This window comes from Ruegeria sp. SATB027, from assembly GCF_059613825.1.
Window position 1 is genome coordinate 1 of record NZ_JBXWTH010000042.1, and the last position, 19,672, is coordinate 19,672.

Consider the following 19,672-nt stretch of genomic DNA (forward strand, 5'->3'; position numbering starts at 1 on the left):
GTCACAGAGCCCGTAGGATAAGTCCGTCCGGGGAAAGGGGAACTGCGCTCAAAATCCGATTTGTGCAACAGAGCCCACCGTCACAAGAAACCAATAGCGCCAAACGCCAGACGCAAACCGCATTTCTGTCAATGAAGCGGTAGCTTGTCGTGGTTCGGGTTTTTGAACAGCAGCACGCCATCAATTTCGATCTGTGGCCGACCTTCGATCAACCTGTGAATCACGGGGCGGTCCATTTCGAGCGTCCATCCCTTTGTCAGGAAAAACTCCTGCAAAGCGCCTTCAAGATAGCGAGAGTGCGTTCCGATAAACACGCGCTTTACAAGATTTTCTATGCCGTCGAAGTTGCTCTGCACAAAGTCCAGCTCCGAGCCCTGAATATCGATGTGTAGCAGATCGACAGCTTCGCCATTAGACAGGGTTTCAAGCGTATAACAATTCAGCTCTGTATAGTCACCTTTGGCGCGGGATTCGGCCAGAACCTTTTCGTCCGGATAGAAAATCGGCTCTGCGCCCCAGTTTTCGTGCGCCTCTTCGTGTTTTGGGAAAAGCGCGATGCCCTCTTTGCTGGCGGCCACCCCATTGACAAGGCGGTACTCACTTGGGTTGAAGCCGTTCAGTTGAAACGTGCGCTCGGCGTTTTCCAGATGAGAGCTGTCACCTTCGATACCGATCAGGTCGACGCTTAACCCTCTCTTTTTGGCGACGAAGCCCATATTGTTTAGCCAGCATCCCCAACCGCAACCAAGTTCAATAATCCGGTAAGTACCTGAGGCCTCTTTCACAGACAGAAGTGTTGCCGCCCATTCTGCGATGTCGGCATGCCAATTGCCCGGATCGGGAATAGGTTCTACCTTGCCTGCCAGGGGTTCCAGGATGCTGGACATCACGCGTGGTTCAATTCTGACGCCAAGAAAGTTGGTCACCACCCCGTCCGTTGCTTTCGGATTGGGTTCGGCGAACTCACGAATTAGATCCAAAGCTGGAAAATCGCAAACATAGTTGTAAAGAGGGTGCCCGGCACCTGCTTGGTATTCCTGATTTTGCGCTGGAGTATGAGTTTGCGCGCGAAAATGCCGCCTGAAAAATCGCCTGAGTCCCAACCTTCTGTCCTCAAATGAATTGTAAGTCGCCTCACTTTGAATAGATAGCAGGTAATGTCCAGCTATCCGTGGCGAAAAACGGAAGCTGTGGTTGTTGCAGGTTTGTGATTTCAGAGACAATTTTCGAGTCGTTCTGAGATTAATAGATGGCGCAGTTGCTCTCTCTTCTGGTTGTGCCTCTTCGCAATTTTCGTCCTGTTCGTCGAACCCGCATAACAACCTGTGCAGCGCATAACCGTTCAATAGCCCGACATGTTCATATTGTACAAAACGTAACATCACCCCTCTGCACCTGTTACAATTCGTAAGAATTGAGAAAACATCAGGCAAAAGTTGACGCTGATCGTGCGAGTGTCCCAAATCGGGGCACTGGCATCCGGGGGCTTTCCCGGATCCGCCATTTCCGGCTTTGAGGAGGCCGGATGGGGAGGAGAAAAAGATTGGCTCAGACGCAGTCGGGCGCCGAAGGGTTGCATTCCCTTCCGGCGCTTCTACACCGCAACGCGACCCAGTTCGGGGATGCCCCGGCCTATCGGGAAAAAGAATTTGGGATCTGGCAATGCTGGACCTGGGCTGAAGCGGCCAAGGAGATTCGTGCGCTCGCTCTTGGATTTCTTGAAATTGGCGTTGAGCGCGGTGACCACATTGCCGTGATCGGACGCAACCGGCCAGCACATTACTGGACCATGGTCGCGGCACAGATGGTTGGTGCAATTCCGGTGCCTCTGTATCAGGACGCAGTCGCCGAAGAGATGACCTATGTGATGGAACATTGCGGCGCGAAATATGTCGTCTGCGGCGATCAGGAACAGGTCGACAAGGTCATCGAGATTCAGGAAAAAGTGCACCAGATCAAGCACATCCTCTACACCGACAAGCGGGGGATGCGGAAATACGACCACAGCCAGATGAACGCGCTGGAAGACCTCATGGCCGAAGGTCAGGCAGGACATCAGCGGTTTGATGCAGAGCTGGACAAGCGCATCTCTGAGATCACCTATAACGACACCTGCGTCATGCTTTATACCTCGGGCACAACGGGCAAGCCCAAGGGGGTGGTTCTGTCGAACCGCAACGTGATCGAAAGCGCCAAGAATTCAGCGATTTTCGACCATTTGACCCGCGATGAAGATATCCTTTCCTACCTTCCGATGGCATGGGTCGGGGATTTTATCTTTTCCATCGGTCAGGCCTATTGGTGCGGGTTCTGCGTGAACTGCCCGGAAAGCGCCGACACGATGATGACCGATCTGCGCGAAATCGGGCCGACCTATTTCTTCGCCCCGCCGCGCGTGTTTGAAAGCCAGCTGACCAATGTAATGATCCGGATGGAGGATGCGAGCAAGCTGAAGCAGCGCATGTTCCATCACTTCATGGCGCATGCCAAAAAGGTGGGTGGCAAGTTGCTGGATGGCAAACCCGTCGGCTTTGGCGACCGGATGAAATACGCGCTGGGTAACCTGCTGGTCTACGGGCCGCTCAAGGATACGCTGGGCTATGGCCGGTTCCGGGTTGGCTATACCGCGGGTGAAGCGATCGGACCGGAAATCTTTGATTTCTATAGATCTTTGGGCATCAACCTGAAACAGCTTTATGGCCAGACCGAAGCAACCGTGTTCATCACCGTACAGCCGGATGGCGAGGTTCGGGCCGACACGGTTGGCGTGCCCGCGCCGGATGTCGAGATCAGGATCGACGACAAGGGCGAGATCCATTACCGCTCACCCGGCGTGTTTGTCGAATATTACAACAACCCGGATTCCACGGCATCGACCAAAGATGCCGAAGGCTGGGTGGCAACGGGTGATGCCGGGTTCATCGAGGAAAGCAGCGGCCATCTGCGGATCATCGACCGCGCCAAGGACGTGGGCAAAATGGCCGACGGGTCCATGTTTGCGCCGAAATATGTCGAGAACAAACTGAAATTCTATCCCGATATTCTCGAGGTCGTTCTGTTCGGAAACGGCAAGGATCGCTGCGTCGCCTTCATCAATATCGACCTGACAGCGGTCGGCAACTGGGCGGAACGCAACAACGTGGCTTACGCCTCATATCAGGAACTGGCAGGCCATCCGCGTGTGTTAGAGACGATCAGGGCGCATGTGGAAGAGGTCAACAAATCGGTAGCAGCTGATGAAATGCTGTCCGGTTGCCAGGTGCATCGCTTTGTCGTTCTGCACAAGGAACTGGACGCTGATGATGGTGAGATGACGCGCACCCGGAAAGTGCGGCGCGGGTTTGTCGAAGAGAAGTTCCACGACATCATTGCGGCGCTTTATGACGGATCCGAAAGCGTGTCGACCACGACCGAAGTGACCTATGAAGATGGGCGCAAGGGATCAATCAGCGCGACGCTGAAAATCGTGGATGCGCCGGTTGTACCGGTTGCGCAGCACAAGGTGGCAGCGGAATGAGGGCCGCCATAGCAACGCGCGACCTGCGGCCATCGCCACGCCCGCCATCCCGTTTTTGCGCAAGTCAGGGAGTGACTGATGCTGGATAACGCCGAAGGATATGTCACCGAAGACGGTCGCAAGATCGGCGGCGTGGTGATGGAGATGAAGAACATCACCCTGCGCTTTGGCGGCGTCGTGGCGATCAAGGACATCTCGTTCGATATTCGCGAAGGCGAAATTCGCGCCATCATCGGGCCGAACGGGGCCGGGAAATCGTCGATGCTGAACGTTATCTCGGGGTTCTATGTCCCGCAGGAAGGCGAGGTCTGGTTCCACGGATCAAAACGCCCGCCCATGCGCCCCTTTGAGGTGGCGCAGCAGGGAATCGCGCGGACGTTCCAGAACATCGCGCTGTTCGAGGGGATGAGTGTTTTGGACAACGTCATGACCGGGCGCTTGAACTTCATGCAGACCAACATCCTCCAGCAGGCGTGGTGGAAGGGAAAGGCCGAGGCGGAAGAGGTTGAAAACCGTGAGGCGGTCGAGAAGATCATCGATTTCCTTGAAATCCAGCATATCCGCAAGACGCCCGTAGCGCGCCTGCCTTATGGCCTGAAAAAACGCGTCGAACTGGCCCGCGCACTGGCAGCAGAACCAAAGCTCTTGCTGCTGGATGAACCGATGGCGGGCATGAACGTCGAAGAGAAAGAGGACATGAGCCGCTTTATCCTCGATGTGAATGACGAATTCGGCACCACCATCGCCCTGATCGAACACGATATGGGCGTGGTGATGGACCTGAGCGACCGCGTGGTCGTGATGGATTACGGCAAGAAGATTGGTGACGGTACACCCGACGAGGTGCGCAACAATCAGGAAGTCATCGACGCCTATCTGGGGGTCAGCCATGACTGAGACCAAAGCAGATATCCGGGGAGGCACATATGCCTGAGCAGTTAATTTTTGCCACGGAGGTCATCCTTAACGGTCTGATGGCCGGGGTGCTTTATGCGCTGGTCGCGCTGGGCTTTGTGCTGATCTACAAGGCCTCGGGAATTTTCAATTACGCGCAAGGGGTTATGGCCCTGTTTGCGGCGATGACACTGGTCGGGATCATGAACGGGCAGGTGCCCTTCGCGCATTTGATCAACGCGACCTTCGGCACTCATGTCTATAACTTCGGTTGGAACATCCCCGCCCTGCTGGCGATCATCCTGACAATGGGTGTGATGGTTCTGCTGGCCTGGTGTGTGCAGCGCTTTGTCATGCGGCATCTGGTTGGGCAGGAGCCGATCATCCTGTTCATGGCCACGATCGGTCTGGCCTATTTCCTTGAAGGCGTGGCCGACCTGATGTGGGGCTCCGAGATCAAGACGCTGGATGTGGGTCTGCCCCAGGGCATCAACCTGTGGATCGACGAGGTCACCTTTAACATCTTTGGCTATGGCTTCTTCATCGACAACCTCGACATCGTGGCAACCGTAATTGCGGCGCTTCTGGTGGCGGCGCTGGTGGCCTTCAGCCAGTACACAAAACAGGGCCGGGCCATGCGCGCTGTGGCGGATGACCATCAGGCGGCACTTTCGGTCGGGATCTCGCTCAACTTCATCTGGGTCATGGTCTGGTCGGTGGCCGGGTTCGTGGCGCTGGTCGCGGGGATCATGTGGGGCACCAAATCGGGCGTGCAGTTCTCGCTGTCGCTGATCGCACTCAAGGCGCTGCCGGTGTTGATGCTGGGCGGGTTCACCTCGATCCCCGGTGCCATCGTCGGCGGACTGATCATCGGTGTGGGCGAGAAGCTGTTCGAATTCTCGGTTGGCCCGCTGGTCGGCGGTGCGACCGAGAACTGGTTCGCCTATGTGCTGGCGCTGATCTTTCTGGTGTTTAGACCGCAGGGTCTGTTCGGCGAGAAGATCATCGAGAGGGTGTAACGCATGACCAAGCTGATCGCCATCATCAATGTGATCGCATGGGCGGGGTTCTGGGCCTTTGGCTACATCGCGCTGACCTCGAATGACCTGACTGACAATCAGCTGACGATTGCCGCGATCCTGGCCTTTGCCGGTCTGATCATGGGTGTTCTGGCCTACCTGAAACTGGTGCGCGCCTCTGAGGCGAGCGGATATGCTAAAGGGTCCAGCCAGCTGGACGCCGCGACCCGAAACCGGGCGCAGGAAGAATGGGGAAAGTAACAGATGTTCTATCGTGAGGCCGGAGATTTCAAAACCTCCTACGTGGATGACAGCCAGACTTTCCCGATCAAGTTCGACCGGTACCGGTACTATGTCGTTCTGGCGGTGGCGTTTGGGATCATTCCGTTCATCATCAACGACTATTGGGCAAACGCCCTGCTGCTGCCCTTTCTGATCTATGCCATCGCGGCGATCGGACTGAACATACTCGTGGGCTATTGCGGGCAGGTCAGCCTTGGCACAGGCGGTTTCATGGCGGTGGGTGCTTATGCCTGCTACAAGTTGATGACCGCATTTCCAGATGTCAGCATGTTCATTCATGTCCTGTTGGCTGGTGGTATCACAGCGATTGTAGGCGTCTTGTTCGGCCTGCCTTCCCTGCGGATCAAGGGGTTCTATCTGGCGGTGGCGACGCTTGCGGCACAGTTCTTTCTGGTGTGGCTCTTCAACCGGGTGCCGTGGTTTTACAACTACTCGGCCTCGGGTCAGATCAACGCGCCGGAACGTGACGTGTTCGGAATCATCATCTCGGGCCCGAACGCTCCGGCCTGGGCGACCTACCTGTTCTGCCTGATCTTCCTGACCTTCAGCGCGATTATTGCGCGCAACCTGACCCGCGGCACGACCGGGCGGACATGGATGGCGATCCGCGACATGGATATCGCCGCCGAAATCATCGGGGTGAACCCGTTGAAAGCCAAGATCAGCGCTTTCGCTGTCAGCTCGTTCTTTGTGGGCATCGCAGGGGCCTTGTTCTTTGCCGTCTATCTCGGCGCGGTCGAGGTGGGCGAAGCATTCGGCATTCAGAAGTCATTCCTGGTGCTGTTTATGGTGATTATCGGCGGATTAGGCTCGATTTTCGGATCTTTTGCCGGGGCGGCCTTCCTCGTGCTGCTGCCGGTTCTGCTCAAACTGGTTGGCGTCGATCTTCTGGGTTGGCCGACCGATATCGTTGCCCATCTTCAGCTGGTGATCGTGGGCGCGCTGATCATCATGTTCCTGATCCTGGAACCCCACGGTCTTGCACAGTTGTGGCGCGTGGCGAAAGAGAAACTCAGACTCTGGCCGTTCCCGCACTGAGGGCTGGCCCAATCATAAAGACGGGTGATCAAGCCCGAACTCAATATCGGATCAATCAAGGGAGGAGACACCCGATGAACAAGAAACTGGCAACCGTGGCGCTGAGCGCCCTGATGGCGGCAGGACCCGCGATGGCGGATCTTGTGTTCCCGTCGCTCAGCTATCGAACCGGGCCCTATGCGGCCGGTGGTATTCCATTCGCGGACGGTTACGCCGACTATTTCACTCTTCTGAACGAGCGGGACGGTGGCATTGGCGGTGTACCAGCAAACGTGATCGAATGCGAAACCGGGTATAACACCGAAAAAGGCGTGGAATGCTATGAATCCACCAAAGGTGAAGGCGCGCTGGTGTATCAGCCGTTGTCGACCGGTATCACCTATCAGCTGATCCCCAAAGTGACCGCAGACGGCATTCCGTTGCACACGATGGGGTATGGCCGGACCTCGGCCGCGAACGGCAAAGTGTTCAGCCATGTGTTCAACTATCCGGCCAACTACTGGAACGGTGCGTCCGGCGCGATCAACTATCTGCTGGATGAAAATGGCGGTGACCTGAGCGGCAAGAAGATTGCGCTGGTCTATCACAACTCTGCTTACGGCAAGGAACCGATCCGGACGCTGGAAACTCTGGCTGAAAAGCATGGGTATGAGCTGTCCTTGCTGCCGGTAGATCACCCAGGACAGGAGCAGAAGTCGCAATGGCTGCAAATTCGCCGCGAAAAGCCTGACTATGTCATCATGTGGGGCTGGGGCGTAATGAACCAGGTTGCGGTTCAGGAAGCCGCCAACATCCGTTTCCCGATGGAAAACTTCATCGGTGTCTGGTGGTCTGGCGCGGAATTCGATGTTCAGCCTGCTGGCGAAAAAGCGACCGGTTACAAGGCGCTGACCTTTACCGGCCTTGGCATGGACTATCCTGTCTATGACGACCTGAAAAAGTACGTCGTTGACTCGGGCAAGGCTGCGGGTGCCGGCGATCAGCTGGGTACAGTTCAGTACAACCGTGGTCTTTACGCCGCCATGCTGGCAGCCGAGGCTGTGAAAACGGCGCAGGCGATGCACGGAACCGCTGATATCGACGCGTCGATGATGCGCGACGGCATGGAAGCACTGGAAATGACCAACGCCAAGATGGAAGCGCTTGGCATGTCCGGGTTCGGCCCTGAATTCTCGGTCTCTTGCGAAAACCACGGCGGCCCCGGCCTTGTCGGTGTTGTTCAGTGGGATGCGGCGACTGGCGCCTGGAACCCGGTACAGGACTTCAAACCGACAGATGCCGAAGTTATCGGCGCGTTGATCGAAGAAGATTCCGGTGCCTACGCAACCGAAAACAGCATCTCGCCACGTTGCGAGTAAGGCATGTTGCGCCACGGATGTGATCCGGGGCGTTCAGACAACCGGAGCGGCGGGTCACCTGCCGCTCCTCACGAACAGCCCCGGAACGGGCAGGCATGAGGAAACGCGCTGATGCTGGATGCGGCACAAACCACTGACGTGCAGGCGGAAACCCTGCTTGAGGTCAATAATATCGAGGTGATCTACAACCACGTGATCCTCGTGTTGAAAGGCGTCAGCCTGAGCGTTCCAAAGGGCGGCATCACAGCGTTGCTGGGCGGCAATGGCGCGGGCAAGACAACCACGCTCAAGGCCGTATCGAACCTGCTGCATTCCGAACGCGGAGAAGTCACCAAAGGTTCGATCAAGTATCGCGGTCAGAACGTGCATGAAAGCGATCCGGCCGATCTGGTTGAAAAGGGTGTCATTCAGGTGATGGAAGGCCGCCACTGTTTCGAGCACCTGACCGTCGAAGAAAACTTGCTGACCGGCGCCTACACCCGCAAAGACGGGGCGGCTGCGGTCCAGCGGGATCTTGAGATGGTTTACGCATATTTTCCCCGGCTCAAGGAACGCCGCCGGTCGCAGGCAGGCTATACTTCGGGTGGGGAACAACAGATGGTTGCCATGGGGCGGGCCTTGATGTCGCGGCCCGAGACGATTTTGCTGGACGAACCCTCAATGGGTCTTGCTCCGCAGCTGGTCGAAGAGATTTTCAGTATCGTGAAGGACCTCAACGAAAAAGAGGGCGTGTCCTTTCTGCTGGCAGAGCAGAACACCAACGTCGCCCTGCGCTTTGCACATTACGGTTACATTCTTGAATCCGGGCGTGTCGTGATGGATGGCCCGGCAGCCGACCTGCGCGAAAACCCGGATGTGAAAGAGTTTTACCTGGGCATGTCCGACGAAGGCCGCAAAAGCTTTCGCGATGTGCGGTCCTATCGTCGTCGCAAAAGGTGGCTGTGAGCGGATGGAGGATATGGCTATGACCTATTTCGACGCACTCGAAACACGCTCGGCAGACGAACGCGCCTCGGACCAGGCCAGGGCGCTAGTGGAGCAGATCAAACGCGCGATGTCGGCCCCTGGATTTGCGTCGCATCTGTCAGAATCAGACACTAATAAGGTAAAATCAGTTGAAGATTTGCCGACATTGCCGGTTCTGCGGAAATCGGACCTGACCAGAGCACAGGCCAAACGCCCCCCGTTTGGTGGATTTACAGTGAAACCGGCGCGGCATTTCCATCATGTGTTCCAGTCGCCGGGACCGATCTATGAGCCGGGCAGCACTGATCACGACTGGTGGCGCATGGGCCGTTTCCTGAATGCCGCGGGTGTTGGCGCAGGGGACATTGTCCAGAACTGTTTTGGGTATCACCTAACCCCAGCCGGTATGATCTTTGAAAATGGCGCACGGGCTGTCGGCGCGGCTGTTCTGCCCGCAGGAACCGGACAAACCGAGTTGCAGGTGACTGCCGCCCGCGACGTTGGCTGTACGGCCTATGCAGGAACGCCGGATTACCTGAAGGTCATTCTGGACAAAGCCGATGAGATGGGCGTTTCACTGCATTTCTCGAAAGCCGCCGTTGGAGGTGGGGCCTTGTTCCCGTCTCTGCGACAGGAATACGCCGACCGGGGTATCTCGTGCCTGCAATGTTACGCGACAGCGGATCTGGGCAATATTGCTTATGAAAGCGCCGCGATCGACGGGATGATCATCGACGAGCACGTGATTGTCGAGATTGTGACACCTGGAACCGGAACTCCGGTGGCACCGGGTGAGGTGGGTGAGGTCGTGGTGACCTCACTCAACCCCGATTACCCGCTGATCCGCTTTGCGACGGGCGACCTTTCCGCCGTGATGCCGGGGATTTCCCCCTGCGGTCGCACGAACACCCGGATCAAAGGTTGGATGGGGCGTGCAGATCAGACGACCAAGATCAAAGGTATGTTCGTGCGTCCGGAACAGGTTGCCGCTTTGGTCGACAAGCATGAGGAAATCGTCAAGGCTCGTGTTATCGCCACCCGTCAGGGCGAGATGGATTCGATGACTGTCCAGATCGAAAGCACAGGCGGGGATGATACGGCATATGCCAGATCGGTGGCCGAAGTGCTGAAACTGAAAGGCGCAATCGAAGTCGTCGCCCCCGGCTCGCTGCCCAAAGACGGGTTGGTGATCGAGGATCAGCGCGTCTACGAATAGTGGTGAATAACAGGTCTGCGGCAGTTTGTGCCGCAGATTTGTTGACCGACGCACTGGTGTTTCCGAGCATTTTGGTCGATTAAAGGCGTACCCTAAGCCTTTGCCAATCAAAAGCCGGGATAATGGCCCAGATCGACTATTCAGAAAACGGATCACGCAATCGCGGTGTACGCGGCACACGGCTGTTGGCCGCAGTTGCTTATCTTGTGGCTGCCGCATGCCTGTTGCCCATGGTGGCCGTGGTTCTGGCGGCAGTGACGGGCGGGACAGATACGATCTCGCACCTGATGGAAACGGTTCTGCCCAGCTATACTATGACGACCCTGATCCTTGTGGTGCTGGTCGCGGCGGGTACGTTCAGTATCGGCACGGGCGCTGCCTGGCTGGTGACGATGACCCGCTTTCCCGGTGTCAGGATCCTTGAGATCGCGCTGGTCTTGCCCTTGGCTTTTCCGGCATATGTGCTTGCCTATGCGTACACCTTTATTCTGGATCATCCGGGTATCGTTCAAAGCACTTTGCGGGATGTAACGGGTTGGGGGCCGCGCGACTATTGGTTCCCTGAAATCCGTTCGACCGGGGGCGCTGCGATGATGCTGATTCTGGTGCTGTACCCTTATGTCTACCTGCTGGCGCGGGCTGCGTTCCTGCAACAAAGTGCTTCGGCGTTTCTGGCTGCTCGGGCGCTGGGCAACAATCCATGGCTTGCGTTTCGGCGCGTCTCGCTGCCGATGGCGCGCCCGGCAATCGCCGGTGGTGTGTTACTGGCCATCATGGAAACCATCGCCGATTTCGGAACCGTGTCTTATTTCGGTGTGCAGACCTTTGCGACCGGGATTTACACCAGCTGGTTTTCAATGGCCGACCGTGCGGCGGCGGCGCAGCTGGCCTGGTGCCTGCTTGTCTTTGCACTGATCATGGCTGTGGCCGAACGCACCCAGCGCGGTAAGGCAAAATACTATCAGGCCGGAAAGAAACATGCTGCCCAACCGGCGGAACACCTGACCGGTCTTCGCGCCGTCGCGGCATTCCTGTTATGTACGATACCCGTTATTTTCGGGTTTCTGTTGCCCGTTATCATACTGGTCGAGATGGGTTTGGAATCGGAACAGAACCTGCTGTCGCGGCGCTATATCGGTTTCATCCAGAACTCGCTGACCCTTGCTGGCACGGCCGCGGTCGTCACTGTCTTTGCGGCGATCTGTGTCGGGTTCTTTCAACGTCTGAGACCCGGGCGCGCGTCGTCGGCGACGGCCTACATGGCGCGGCTGGGATATGCCGTGCCCGGTGGCGTCATCGCAGTCGGTTTGATTGTACCTTTCGCCAGCTTTGACAACGCGCTGGATGCCTGGATGCGGCAGACATTCGATGTGTCCACGGGGTTGTTGGTTACCGGTTCAATCTGGCTGTTGGTCGCCGCCTACATGGTGCGATTCCTTGCCGCCGCGCTCAGCGCATATGAGGGGGGTCAAAGCACGGTTCATGCCAATATGGATGCCGCGGCCCGCTCGTTGGGGCAAACCCCGCTGGGAACATTACGGCGCGTTCACCTGCCCATTTTAACGCCGTCGCTGCTGACCGCGCTGTTGATCGTCTTTGTGGACGTGATGAAGGAATTGCCTGCCACCCTGATCATGCGCCCGTTCAACTTCGACACACTGGCCGTACAGGCGTACAGGCTTGCCTCGGATGAGAGGCTTGAGGGCGCCGCCGTGCCGTCGCTGGTCATTCTGGCGGTCGGCCTGCTGCCGGTAATCCTGATCTGCCGTCAGGTTGGTCGGCGGTAACACTTGTGTTGTAAAAGCCGGGCAACAGCGCATCAGGCTTGATTCAAACATGATTTCCGGCAAGGCTGGCGGTATGAACATGCAGCCTCCCAACCGGTTTTCGGCAAACGCAGCGCAGATGCCCGTGGCCTTTGACCGGCATGAGATGTCGCAAATCCTGTCCGTTTATGGACGGATGGTCGCCGCCGGAGAGTGGCGAGACTATGGTATCTCAAACCTGCGCGACATGGCGGTATTCTCGATCTTCCGGCGCACCGCTGAGCACCCGATCTACCGCGTCGAAAAGCACCCGCGCCTGAAGTCCCGGCAGGGGATGTACTCAGTCATAGGTATGGATGGCCGCATCCTGAAACGCGGCCATGATCTGCGCGCGGTACTGCGGGTGCTGGAACGCAAGCTCATCCGGGCCGTAAACCCGGATTAGAGCCTTTTTCGCGCTGTAACAGGCCCGTCGCCCTGATCCTGAATGCGCTGAATCGCCCGGTCCATTGGCTCGTACACAACCGCCATATGGCTGGCGTTCGCATGTACAATCATGTTGTCGCCCGAAACCCAGGCCACGTGCCCTTTCCAGAACAACAAATCCCCACGCTGCGCAGGTGATTCAGCTGACAGGACAGCGCCCAAGGCTTGTTCTTGATCGCCGCTGTCGCCGGGGCAGGGAATACCGCAGGCCAGCAACGCGGCCTGAACAAGCCCCGAGCAATCGATACCGAACCGGCTGTTTCCGCCCCACAGATAGGGCGTGCCCAGGAACAGCTCGGCCACGGCAACCGGATCACGTGACTTTTCTGCAATTGGGGCCGTGTGAACCTTTGGGACAAAACCCAACTCGGTCTGTACAAACCGATCCGTTTCGGCAGTCGCATGGATTTTACTTCCGAAACTCAGAGACAAGAGATCGCAGCTTTTGATATCGGGGGCTACGTAGGCATGTGTTGCGGGCGCGTTGATCCAATGCGTTGCAGGCATATCCTCGGACAGGTTGTCTGTTTCCAGCCAACCAGCATATCCGTCTTTTTCTGCGACGATCCTGCTCCACCCGCCGTGGTTTTCTTTGACATGAACCGCGTCCCCCAGCAGCAATTGCCGGTCACGCGGCCCGTCAGGGGCACTCAGCAGGTCGACGACCGGTTTGGATACGCGGCGCTTGGTCATAATCCCAATACCTCCGGTAAGGCAGACAGCACTGCGCGTGTTCCCTGACCCAGACCGCCTTTTGTGCGGCCGGGTTCATTGCTGGGTTGCCACGCGTAGATGTCAAAATGGATATAGCGGCTGGACCCTACGAACCGGCGCAGAAACAGCGCGGCGGTGATAGACCCGGCAAACCCGCCCGAGGGGGCATTGTCCAGATCGGCAATGCCGGGTTCGATCATCGCCTCGTAGGGTGTGTGAAAGGGCATTCTCCAGACCGGATCAGCAGACGTTTTGGCCGCTTGTGCCAAGGCCACAGCGCAGCTTTCGTCGTCGGTGTAAAACGGTGCCAGATCAGGGCCCACGGCCACGCGCGCCGCACCAGTCAGCGTCGCCATCGAGATCACCAGATCGGGATTCCCTTCATCCGCCAAAGTCAGCGCATCAGCCAGAACCAGACGCCCTTCGGCGTCGGTGTTGTTGATTTCAACGGTCAGACCCTTGCGTGAGGTCAGGATATCACCGGGGCGGAAGGCATTGCCTGATACCGCGTTTTCAACGGCCGGGATCAGAACCTGCAGTTGCAGGGGAAGGTTCAGCGCCATGATCATCCGGGCCAGTCCCAACACATTGGCCGCGCCACCCATGTCTTTTTTCATCAGGCCCATGGATGCGCCCGGCTTTAAGTTCAGCCCGCCGGTATCGAAACATACACCTTTGCCCACCAGTGTCAGTCTGGGGCCACTGGTGCCCCAGTTCAGCTCGATCAGCCGGGGGGCCTGTTCCGCGGCCCGCCCTACCGTGTGAATCATGGGAAAATTCTGGTCCAGCAGCGCATGGCCGGTGATCACGTTGCAAGACGCGCCGAATTCATCCGCCAGAACCTCGACCGCTTGCTGCAACTGATCCGGTCCCATGTCCGAAGTGGGCGTGTTGACCAGATCGCGCGTCAGAGCCTCGGCATTTGCCATGGCTTCGATACGAGTGGCGTTGATGCCATCAGGCGCAATCAATGCCGCTGACCCTCCGGTCTGGGACGCGTATCGATCAAAAGCATAGGCGGTCATCAGCCAGCCAAGACACTCCATCTCCAATAAATCCGCAGGAATGCCCGAAGCAATGCCGTAGGTGCCTTCCGGCAGGGCAATGGCCGCCGCGGCAAGGGGGAACCGTTTGCGCACACGTTTTTCTTCGGTTCCGTAACCGGCCAGCGCGAATTCAATTGCGCCGTTCGTGGCTGGCACAAGCAGGACCTGCCCCAGCGCACCGGAAAACCCGTTTGCTGCGACCCAGGACTGCACGCGCTCGGGCTGATCCAGAAGCCAGCCGTCCAAATCCGGCTGCGCGATCACATGAAGCGGTACGGAAGGGTCAGAGGATGGGGCGAAGGACAGTGTCATGGGCGCCTCGATAGATTGTTTCTGTGCACAGACTAGCCGCGCATATTCTGCCCGCAACCCCTGTCAGACGGAAAGGTCCTGTTGATCCCAGACGGCTGTCAATGACCGCTCACCAACGCGGATCAGACGTCCCAGCGTCGCGCCTGCGGCTACCGCGTCACCGGCATCGACGGCCTGCGCCACGTCACCTGCAACCCTGGCCAGAACCGTCATCCCGACCTGTTCGGAAATCGCAACCAGGGACCTTGCGCATTTGCGCAGGTCGGCCCATTCGCGCTGACGCCAAAAGCGTTCGCAGTTCGACAGGCGCACTGCCAGTTCTTCGATGGTGCGGCACAGCACATCCAGCGCGTTCTTGTCGCCCAGTTGACGGTAAAGGCCACTTAGTTGGTCCGAATCCAGACGGACGGATTCCTTGTGTTCAAGCGTGATTATTTTTTCCACCACATTCACCCTATTTCTGACGCCCCCACGGCGCAGGTTTGATACTGGTGGCAAATTCCTTTGCAAAACCTTGCAGAGAAATCGGATAATTGCTCGAATTTTCCTAGAATTCGGTTTAGAGGATCGGTCAGCGACAAGAACGGGGACACCGTAATGGAATTTGCCAAACCTTTGCCGAGCTATCTGGTCACGCGGTATCACGGCTGGAAAGCGACCACGTATTCGGAAAACCAGGTCTGGTTCAAGCGGCTGGCAGATGAAGGGCAGCGGCCCCGGGCGATGGTGATTTCCTGCTGCGACAGCCGGGTCCATGTGACCTCGATGTTCGGTGCGGATCAGGGCGATTTCTTTATCCACCGCAATATCGCCAATCTGGTGCCACCCTATGCGCCGGACGGCGATCATCACGGTACCAGCGCAGCAATCGAGTACGCCGTCACTTCTCTCAAGGTTGCGCATCTGATGGTTCTTGGCCATTCGCAATGCGGTGGTGTTCAGGGCTGTATCGACATGTGCAAGGGTCAGGCGCCGCAACTGGACGCAAAGGAAAGCTTTGTCGGTCGCTGGATGGACATTCTGAAACCAAAATTCGAACTTGTCGCTGATATCGAAGACAGCCTCGAACAAGCCCGGCAGCTGGAACGCCAGTCGGTTGTTGCGTCGCTTGAAAACCTGATGACGTTCCCGTTCATCTCGTCAGCGGTCGAACAGGGCACCCTGAGCCTGCACGGGTTGTGGACCGATATCGGCGCTGGCGGGTTAGAGAGTTTCGACCCCATACAGAAGAAATTCGTTCCGGTCTGACGACAGTTCATAGTGAAAAAATGATGCGGAATACGGCTCTGTTTCAGAGCCGTCACTTCGTATGCTCCACACATGACGTTTGAATCCGATCTGGGGCTCAACCCCATGTCCCGCTGGATGGGGGTGATGATGGATAAATAGGTTGGCGGCGATTACGAGCGGGGGTTGAATAATCTGAAAGTGCTGATCGAAAATAACACCTAGACCCTTCTTGGGATCGCGACATACGTTCTGGTATGTCCACCAAGGCAGCGGGGACCTCGCGGATCAATCCAAACGAAACCGCGCGAACTTGCCGAAATGGTCGGATCCCATGAACGGGCGCAGTTCGACTGTTCCGGTTGTTCCCTTCGGGAACAAAAGGTTGTCGATTGGCAACGGCAGGTGCCATCTGCCAAGATCATGAGTGTTCAGGACGGCCCCAAAACTCTGGTTGTCTGCTGCCGCCGCGATCCGCCGGACGCTTGCACCCCAAGGAACCATGTTGAAATCCCCGGCTATCAGAACCGGGCCATCCAGATCCGCAATGCGTTCCGCAATGATCCGGCTTTGGGTTGATTGGTCATAAGGAAAAGGCCAGTTCAGGTGGATCGAAACGATCCAGACCAAAGACCCGTCCGGGGCTTCGACTTGTATTCCGACAAGACCATGACCTTTCAGGCAGAACCCGGACCCTTCGACAATCGGCAAAGTTGTCAGGATGGCAACGTTTTGTTCGGGACGAAACTCACAGATCACCTTTTCGGGGTAATGCTCGAACAGGTTGCTCATGTATTCGCGGTTGTGACTCGAGACTTCCTGCAACGTCACGATCTGAGCATCGGATGCAATGATGTCGTCGGCCAGCGAATACCGGGGCCACGCCCGGCTCATGAGGTTCTTTTGATACAGGGTCAGGCACGGGCCGTCGCAGGCCTTTGGCGGGGCGGCGAAACTGGTTGCGATTGATCCGACAGCAACAGCGGCAAAGGCCAGGGTCACCAAAGCAAGGTATCTGGCGCGCATATACAGCAGGATCGCGGCGCACGGCAAAAGCAGAACGCCGGCTTGCGGACGGAAAAGCGCAAAGGAGTCTCCCACCGCCAGGAATTGCCCGGTAAACCCGATGAGGATAAGCCCAATCAGAATGCCTGCACATCCTATGATCAGGTATCTGCCAATTCTGCGTTTGGTCGAAGTTCCCATGCTCTGCCTCTGATGCCGTGTGCGGGGCACCACCTGTTGTCTTTAATGACCCATCCGTCGCGTTCAGGTCCTTGTTTAGCTGGCAAGCACGCCTGAATTTGTCAACTGGTCGGGGGAATGTTCCGAATTCAGGACCGGTATTTGAACATTTCGTCCGGACTGATGAGCCTAAAGGTTCTACTAGAGAGGAACGGGTGATGAAAGTGGGTCTGCGTAAGTTACCGGAGGTCCGCTTCGAGCCCAAATGCAAGGTTTTGTCGTCCTTGCTTTCTGATTAACGGTTGCCACCCGAGTTTCCGAAAATTCTCGGGTCTATTCAACACAATTTTATTGCGCGTTTCTTAAACTAACTCAGCACTGGCTTTGTAGACTTAGTGATTATCAAGCCTATAGAAGTTGTAACGTAACCCTTCATCAGCAATCGCATGTGCTTGGTGCCAGAGTACTGTCTTGGATCCCCTTTGCGCCTGTCCACGGTTAAATCAAGTGGATCGTCGCCTAAGCGAATATCCAACGGCTCCACTTTGTGTCCTTTGGATTGAAGGCGTTTTACAGCATCTTCAATGTCACGTAGGCGATAGATTGCGGTCTTTCCGCCTTTTGACGTCCGGGTGTTTGATGATAGGTTGAATTCCGTTGTATGCACAGCGACCCCACCGGGACGCAGGCAGTCCATCTGTTTCTCCAAAAAACGAACTCCGAGTTCGAGAGAACCGCAGTGCTCGAAAGAACACGTGGACCAGGTAAAGTCGTACCCTGAGATATCGCTGGGAATATCGTTCATATCAATGGGGCGAAATTTGACGCTCTTCTTAAATAATTCCTTTGAGCAGATCTCAGAGAAAAGTAAATCTTCGACTGATGCGCTCCATTGGCCAGTTGTCTCCCAACCTTCATTACCCTTGTTGTTGTCAGCCAGATCACTCGCTAGAACTTCGCAGCCCTTCGCTGCGAGGTAGGCAGGGATTCTTTCCTTACCAACTGCGAAACCCAAGCCCTTGATTCCGGGCTGGAGTAGGTCGCGTTCGCGCAAAGCTTGTAAAATGAAAGCCAGCTCCCAATACTTGCGATGGTGAGTATGAGGAAGATTGAGTTCTTCAATGCAGGCGGCAAACTCATTCGAGTTTAGGCGTCCTGTTCGAGCGATTTCTGAACCTAACGGGCCTTGGCTCAATGGGCTATTAGATGAGACGTAGCTTACTTTTGGGTCGCGCTCGAAATTTTCGATACGGATTTTGGGAGTTGGACGTAAGATTGCTTCTAGCTTATCGAAAAAGGCTCGAGCCACGGCGGTTCACCATTTAATTAACCGAGATAGTGTTTTAGTAAGTCCAACGCTTTATCGGATCAGAAAAGTTGAATATTGTAGTTTGAATATATTATCAACATTCCAAATGCTTGATGCACAAAGCCAGTCTTGCTCCGCAAGTTTGGCTTTCTAAAAAGAAACCCGCTGATCAAACAGCGGGTTTCTTTTTTAGTTTTTGCAAAGGCTGGATTGTCAGCCCTTTTTCAGGACCTCACGGCCCAGCAGTTCGGCGATCTGAACCGCGTTCAGGGCGGCACCCTTGCGCAGGTTGTCGCTGACGCACCACAGGTTCAGGCCGTTCTCGATGGTCGAATCCTGGCGGATGCGGCTGATGAATGTGGCAAAATCGCCTGCGCATTCGATGGGCGAGACGTAGCCACCCGCTTCGCGCTTGTCGATCACCATGATGCCGGGCGCTTCGCGCAGGATATCGCGGGCTTCGTCTTCGTCCAGAAATTCCTCGAACTCGATATTCACGGCCTCGGAATGGCCGACAAACACCGGCACGCGGACGCAGGTTGCAGTGACCTTGATCGACGGATCGACGATCTTCTTGGTCTCGACAACCATCTTCCACTCTTCCTTGGTCGAGCCGTCTTCCATGAAGACGTCGATCTGCGGAATGACGTTGAAGGCGATCTGTTTCTGGAACTTCTTCGGGGCGACCTCGGTGGTAGGGTTGTAGACGGCCTTGGTCTGATCCCAAAGCTCATCCATGCCCTCTTTTCCGGCACCCGAAACTGACTGATAGGTCGACACAACAACGCGCTTGATCTTGGCGCGGTCATGCAGCGGCTTCAGCGCGACAACCATCTGCGCTGTCGAGCAGTTGGGGTTGGCGATGATGTTCTTGTTCTTGTAGTCGTGGATCGCCTGCGGGTTACATTCCGGCACGATCAGCGGAATGTCCGGGTCATAGCGATAGAGCGACGAGTTGTCGATCACCACACAACCTGCCGCAGCTGCCTTGGGGGCGTAGACTTTGGTCGCCTCGGAACCCACGGCAAACAACGCCATGTCCCAGCCGGTGAAATCGAACGTGTCCAGATCTTTGGTCGTAAGGGTCTTGTCGCCAAAGCTTACTTCGGTACCCAGCGAGCGACGGCTTGCCAGGGCGGCAAGTTCATCAACCGGGAACTGGCGTTCAGCCAGAATGTTCAGCATTTCGCGGCCCACGTTGCCCGTGGCGCCGACGACTACGACGCGATAGCCCATTTCATGTCTCCAAAGTTAAGGACGCGCGTTCATAGCCGCGTTGCGGCGAAGAAAAAAGGGCTATCAGCGGGGTTTTCAAC

Annotated in this window: 18 protein-coding genes; 11 read left to right on the forward strand and 7 right to left on the reverse strand. The window is 56.6% G+C overall.

Features of this window, described 5'->3' with window-relative positions:
* Positions 1-128: 128 nt before the first annotated feature.
* Entirely contained in the window at positions 129-1,382 is a 1,254-nt protein-coding gene (locus AC2FPW_RS12025; RefSeq protein ID WP_496813893.1) for a class I SAM-dependent methyltransferase, read from the reverse strand.
* Positions 1,383-1,525: 143 nt separating this feature from the next.
* Here AC2FPW_RS12025 and AC2FPW_RS12030 point away from each other — a divergent pair, with 143 nt between their 5' ends.
* The 10 genes from AC2FPW_RS12030 (at position 1,526) to AC2FPW_RS12075 (ending at position 12,522) form a co-directional block, all read left to right on the forward strand.
* The gene (locus AC2FPW_RS12030) at positions 1,526-3,517 is read left to right on the forward strand and encodes an AMP-binding protein (RefSeq protein WP_496813894.1); all 1,992 of its coding nucleotides are present in this window, start codon (positions 1,526-1,528) and stop codon (positions 3,515-3,517) included.
* 78 nt (positions 3,518-3,595) lie between these two features.
* A complete protein-coding gene (locus AC2FPW_RS12035; RefSeq protein WP_209506937.1) occupies positions 3,596-4,414 on the forward strand; it encodes an ABC transporter ATP-binding protein in 819 nt (272 codons plus the stop codon).
* A gap of 29 nt (positions 4,415-4,443) precedes the next feature.
* Positions 4,444-5,430: a branched-chain amino acid ABC transporter permease gene (locus AC2FPW_RS12040; protein WP_267363929.1), complete on the forward strand. Its 987-nt coding sequence runs from the start codon at positions 4,444-4,446 to the stop codon at positions 5,428-5,430.
* A gap of 3 nt (positions 5,431-5,433) precedes the next feature.
* Positions 5,434-5,691 (forward strand): hypothetical protein, encoded by a 258-nt coding sequence (locus AC2FPW_RS12045; protein WP_496813895.1) that lies wholly within the window; start codon positions 5,434-5,436, stop codon positions 5,689-5,691.
* A gap of 3 nt (positions 5,692-5,694) precedes the next feature.
* Positions 5,695-6,771, forward strand: a complete 1,077-nt coding sequence (locus AC2FPW_RS12050) for a branched-chain amino acid ABC transporter permease (protein WP_480482437.1) — start codon at positions 5,695-5,697, stop codon at positions 6,769-6,771.
* Between the two features lie 74 nt (positions 6,772-6,845).
* The gene (locus AC2FPW_RS12055) at positions 6,846-8,129 is read left to right on the forward strand and encodes an ABC transporter substrate-binding protein (protein ID WP_267363927.1); all 1,284 of its coding nucleotides are present in this window, start codon (positions 6,846-6,848) and stop codon (positions 8,127-8,129) included.
* A 111-nt stretch (positions 8,130-8,240) separates the two neighbouring features.
* On the forward strand, positions 8,241-9,074 hold the full coding sequence (locus AC2FPW_RS12060; RefSeq protein WP_480482435.1) for an ABC transporter ATP-binding protein: 834 nt from the start codon (positions 8,241-8,243) through the stop codon (positions 9,072-9,074).
* 19 nt (positions 9,075-9,093) lie between these two features.
* Positions 9,094-10,311, forward strand: coding sequence for a phenylacetate--CoA ligase family protein (locus tag AC2FPW_RS12065; RefSeq protein WP_480482433.1), 1,218 nt, complete (start codon positions 9,094-9,096; stop codon positions 10,309-10,311).
* Between the two features lie 122 nt (positions 10,312-10,433).
* On the forward strand, positions 10,434-12,098 hold the full coding sequence (locus AC2FPW_RS12070) for an ABC transporter permease (RefSeq protein WP_496813897.1): 1,665 nt from the start codon (positions 10,434-10,436) through the stop codon (positions 12,096-12,098).
* Between the two features lie 73 nt (positions 12,099-12,171).
* Positions 12,172-12,522, forward strand: coding sequence for a DUF2794 domain-containing protein (locus AC2FPW_RS12075; RefSeq protein ID WP_209598949.1), 351 nt, complete (start codon positions 12,172-12,174; stop codon positions 12,520-12,522).
* Here AC2FPW_RS12075 and AC2FPW_RS12080 read toward each other — a convergent pair.
* From AC2FPW_RS12080 to AC2FPW_RS12090, 3 genes are all read right to left on the reverse strand, one after another.
* On the reverse strand, positions 12,519-13,256 hold the full coding sequence (locus AC2FPW_RS12080; protein WP_496813898.1) for a C40 family peptidase: 738 nt from the start codon (positions 13,254-13,256) through the stop codon (positions 12,519-12,521). The two genes, AC2FPW_RS12075 and AC2FPW_RS12080, sit on opposite strands and share 4 nt — an antisense overlap.
* Positions 13,253-14,635: a leucyl aminopeptidase family protein gene (locus AC2FPW_RS12085; protein WP_496813900.1), complete on the reverse strand. Its 1,383-nt coding sequence runs from the start codon at positions 14,633-14,635 to the stop codon at positions 13,253-13,255. Before AC2FPW_RS12085 ends, AC2FPW_RS12080 begins: the two co-directional genes overlap by 4 nt.
* Positions 14,636-14,698: 63 nt before the next feature.
* Positions 14,699-15,088 carry a hypothetical protein gene (locus AC2FPW_RS12090; RefSeq protein ID WP_480476854.1) on the reverse strand — a complete coding sequence of 130 codons (390 nt, stop codon included), beginning with the start codon at positions 15,086-15,088 and terminating at the stop codon, positions 14,699-14,701.
* Positions 15,089-15,232: 144 nt separating this feature from the next.
* Between AC2FPW_RS12090 and AC2FPW_RS12095 the strand changes: the two genes are divergently transcribed.
* Complete coding sequence (locus tag AC2FPW_RS12095; protein WP_267363919.1) at positions 15,233-15,883, forward strand: carbonic anhydrase; 651 nt, start codon at positions 15,233-15,235, stop codon at positions 15,881-15,883.
* A gap of 267 nt (positions 15,884-16,150) precedes the next feature.
* Here AC2FPW_RS12095 and AC2FPW_RS12100 read toward each other — a convergent pair whose 3' ends face one another.
* From AC2FPW_RS12100 to AC2FPW_RS12110, 3 genes are all read right to left on the reverse strand, one after another.
* Complete coding sequence (locus AC2FPW_RS12100; protein ID WP_496813901.1) at positions 16,151-17,068, reverse strand: endonuclease/exonuclease/phosphatase family protein; 918 nt, start codon at positions 17,066-17,068, stop codon at positions 16,151-16,153.
* 346 nt (positions 17,069-17,414) lie between these two features.
* Positions 17,415-18,356, reverse strand: a complete 942-nt coding sequence (locus AC2FPW_RS12105) for a class I SAM-dependent methyltransferase (RefSeq protein WP_496813902.1) — start codon at positions 18,354-18,356, stop codon at positions 17,415-17,417.
* Between the two features lie 213 nt (positions 18,357-18,569).
* Positions 18,570-19,592 (reverse strand): aspartate-semialdehyde dehydrogenase, encoded by a 1,023-nt coding sequence (locus AC2FPW_RS12110; RefSeq protein WP_267367255.1) that lies wholly within the window; start codon positions 19,590-19,592, stop codon positions 18,570-18,572.
* Positions 19,593-19,672 lie beyond the last annotated feature (80 nt).

What these genes read in the sequence shown, in the direction of transcription:
- AC2FPW_RS12035 (WP_209506937.1), top strand. Translation starts at nt 3,596, where the DNA reads ATGCTGGATAACGCCGAAGGATATGTCACCGAAGACGGTCGCAAGATC.
- AC2FPW_RS12030 (WP_496813894.1), top strand. Translation starts at nt 1,526, where the DNA reads ATGGGGAGGAGAAAAAGATTGGCTCAGACGCAGTCGGGCGCCGAAGGG.
- AC2FPW_RS12055 (WP_267363927.1), top strand. Translation starts at nt 6,846, where the DNA reads ATGAACAAGAAACTGGCAACCGTGGCGCTGAGCGCCCTGATGGCGGCA.
- AC2FPW_RS12095 (WP_267363919.1), top strand. Translation starts at nt 15,233, where the DNA reads ATGGAATTTGCCAAACCTTTGCCGAGCTATCTGGTCACGCGGTATCAC.
- AC2FPW_RS12075 (WP_209598949.1), top strand. Translation starts at nt 12,172, where the DNA reads ATGAACATGCAGCCTCCCAACCGGTTTTCGGCAAACGCAGCGCAGATG.
- AC2FPW_RS12065 (WP_480482433.1), top strand. Translation starts at nt 9,094, where the DNA reads ATGACCTATTTCGACGCACTCGAAACACGCTCGGCAGACGAACGCGCC.
- AC2FPW_RS12050 (WP_480482437.1), top strand. Translation starts at nt 5,695, where the DNA reads ATGTTCTATCGTGAGGCCGGAGATTTCAAAACCTCCTACGTGGATGAC.
- AC2FPW_RS12045 (WP_496813895.1), top strand. Translation starts at nt 5,434, where the DNA reads ATGACCAAGCTGATCGCCATCATCAATGTGATCGCATGGGCGGGGTTC.
- AC2FPW_RS12080 (WP_496813898.1), bottom strand. Translation starts at nt 13,256, where the DNA reads ATGACCAAGCGCCGCGTATCCAAACCGGTCGTCGACCTGCTGAGTGCC.
- AC2FPW_RS12110 (WP_267367255.1), bottom strand. Translation starts at nt 19,592, where the DNA reads ATGGGCTATCGCGTCGTAGTCGTCGGCGCCACGGGCAACGTGGGCCGC.
- AC2FPW_RS12100 (WP_496813901.1), bottom strand. Translation starts at nt 17,068, where the DNA reads ATGGGAACTTCGACCAAACGCAGAATTGGCAGATACCTGATCATAGGA.
- AC2FPW_RS12070 (WP_496813897.1), top strand. Translation starts at nt 10,434, where the DNA reads ATGGCCCAGATCGACTATTCAGAAAACGGATCACGCAATCGCGGTGTA.
- AC2FPW_RS12060 (WP_480482435.1), top strand. Translation starts at nt 8,241, where the DNA reads ATGCTGGATGCGGCACAAACCACTGACGTGCAGGCGGAAACCCTGCTT.
- AC2FPW_RS12025 (WP_496813893.1), bottom strand. Translation starts at nt 1,382, where the DNA reads ATGTTACGTTTTGTACAATATGAACATGTCGGGCTATTGAACGGTTAT.
- AC2FPW_RS12040 (WP_267363929.1), top strand. Translation starts at nt 4,444, where the DNA reads ATGCCTGAGCAGTTAATTTTTGCCACGGAGGTCATCCTTAACGGTCTG.
- AC2FPW_RS12085 (WP_496813900.1), bottom strand. Translation starts at nt 14,635, where the DNA reads ATGACACTGTCCTTCGCCCCATCCTCTGACCCTTCCGTACCGCTTCAT.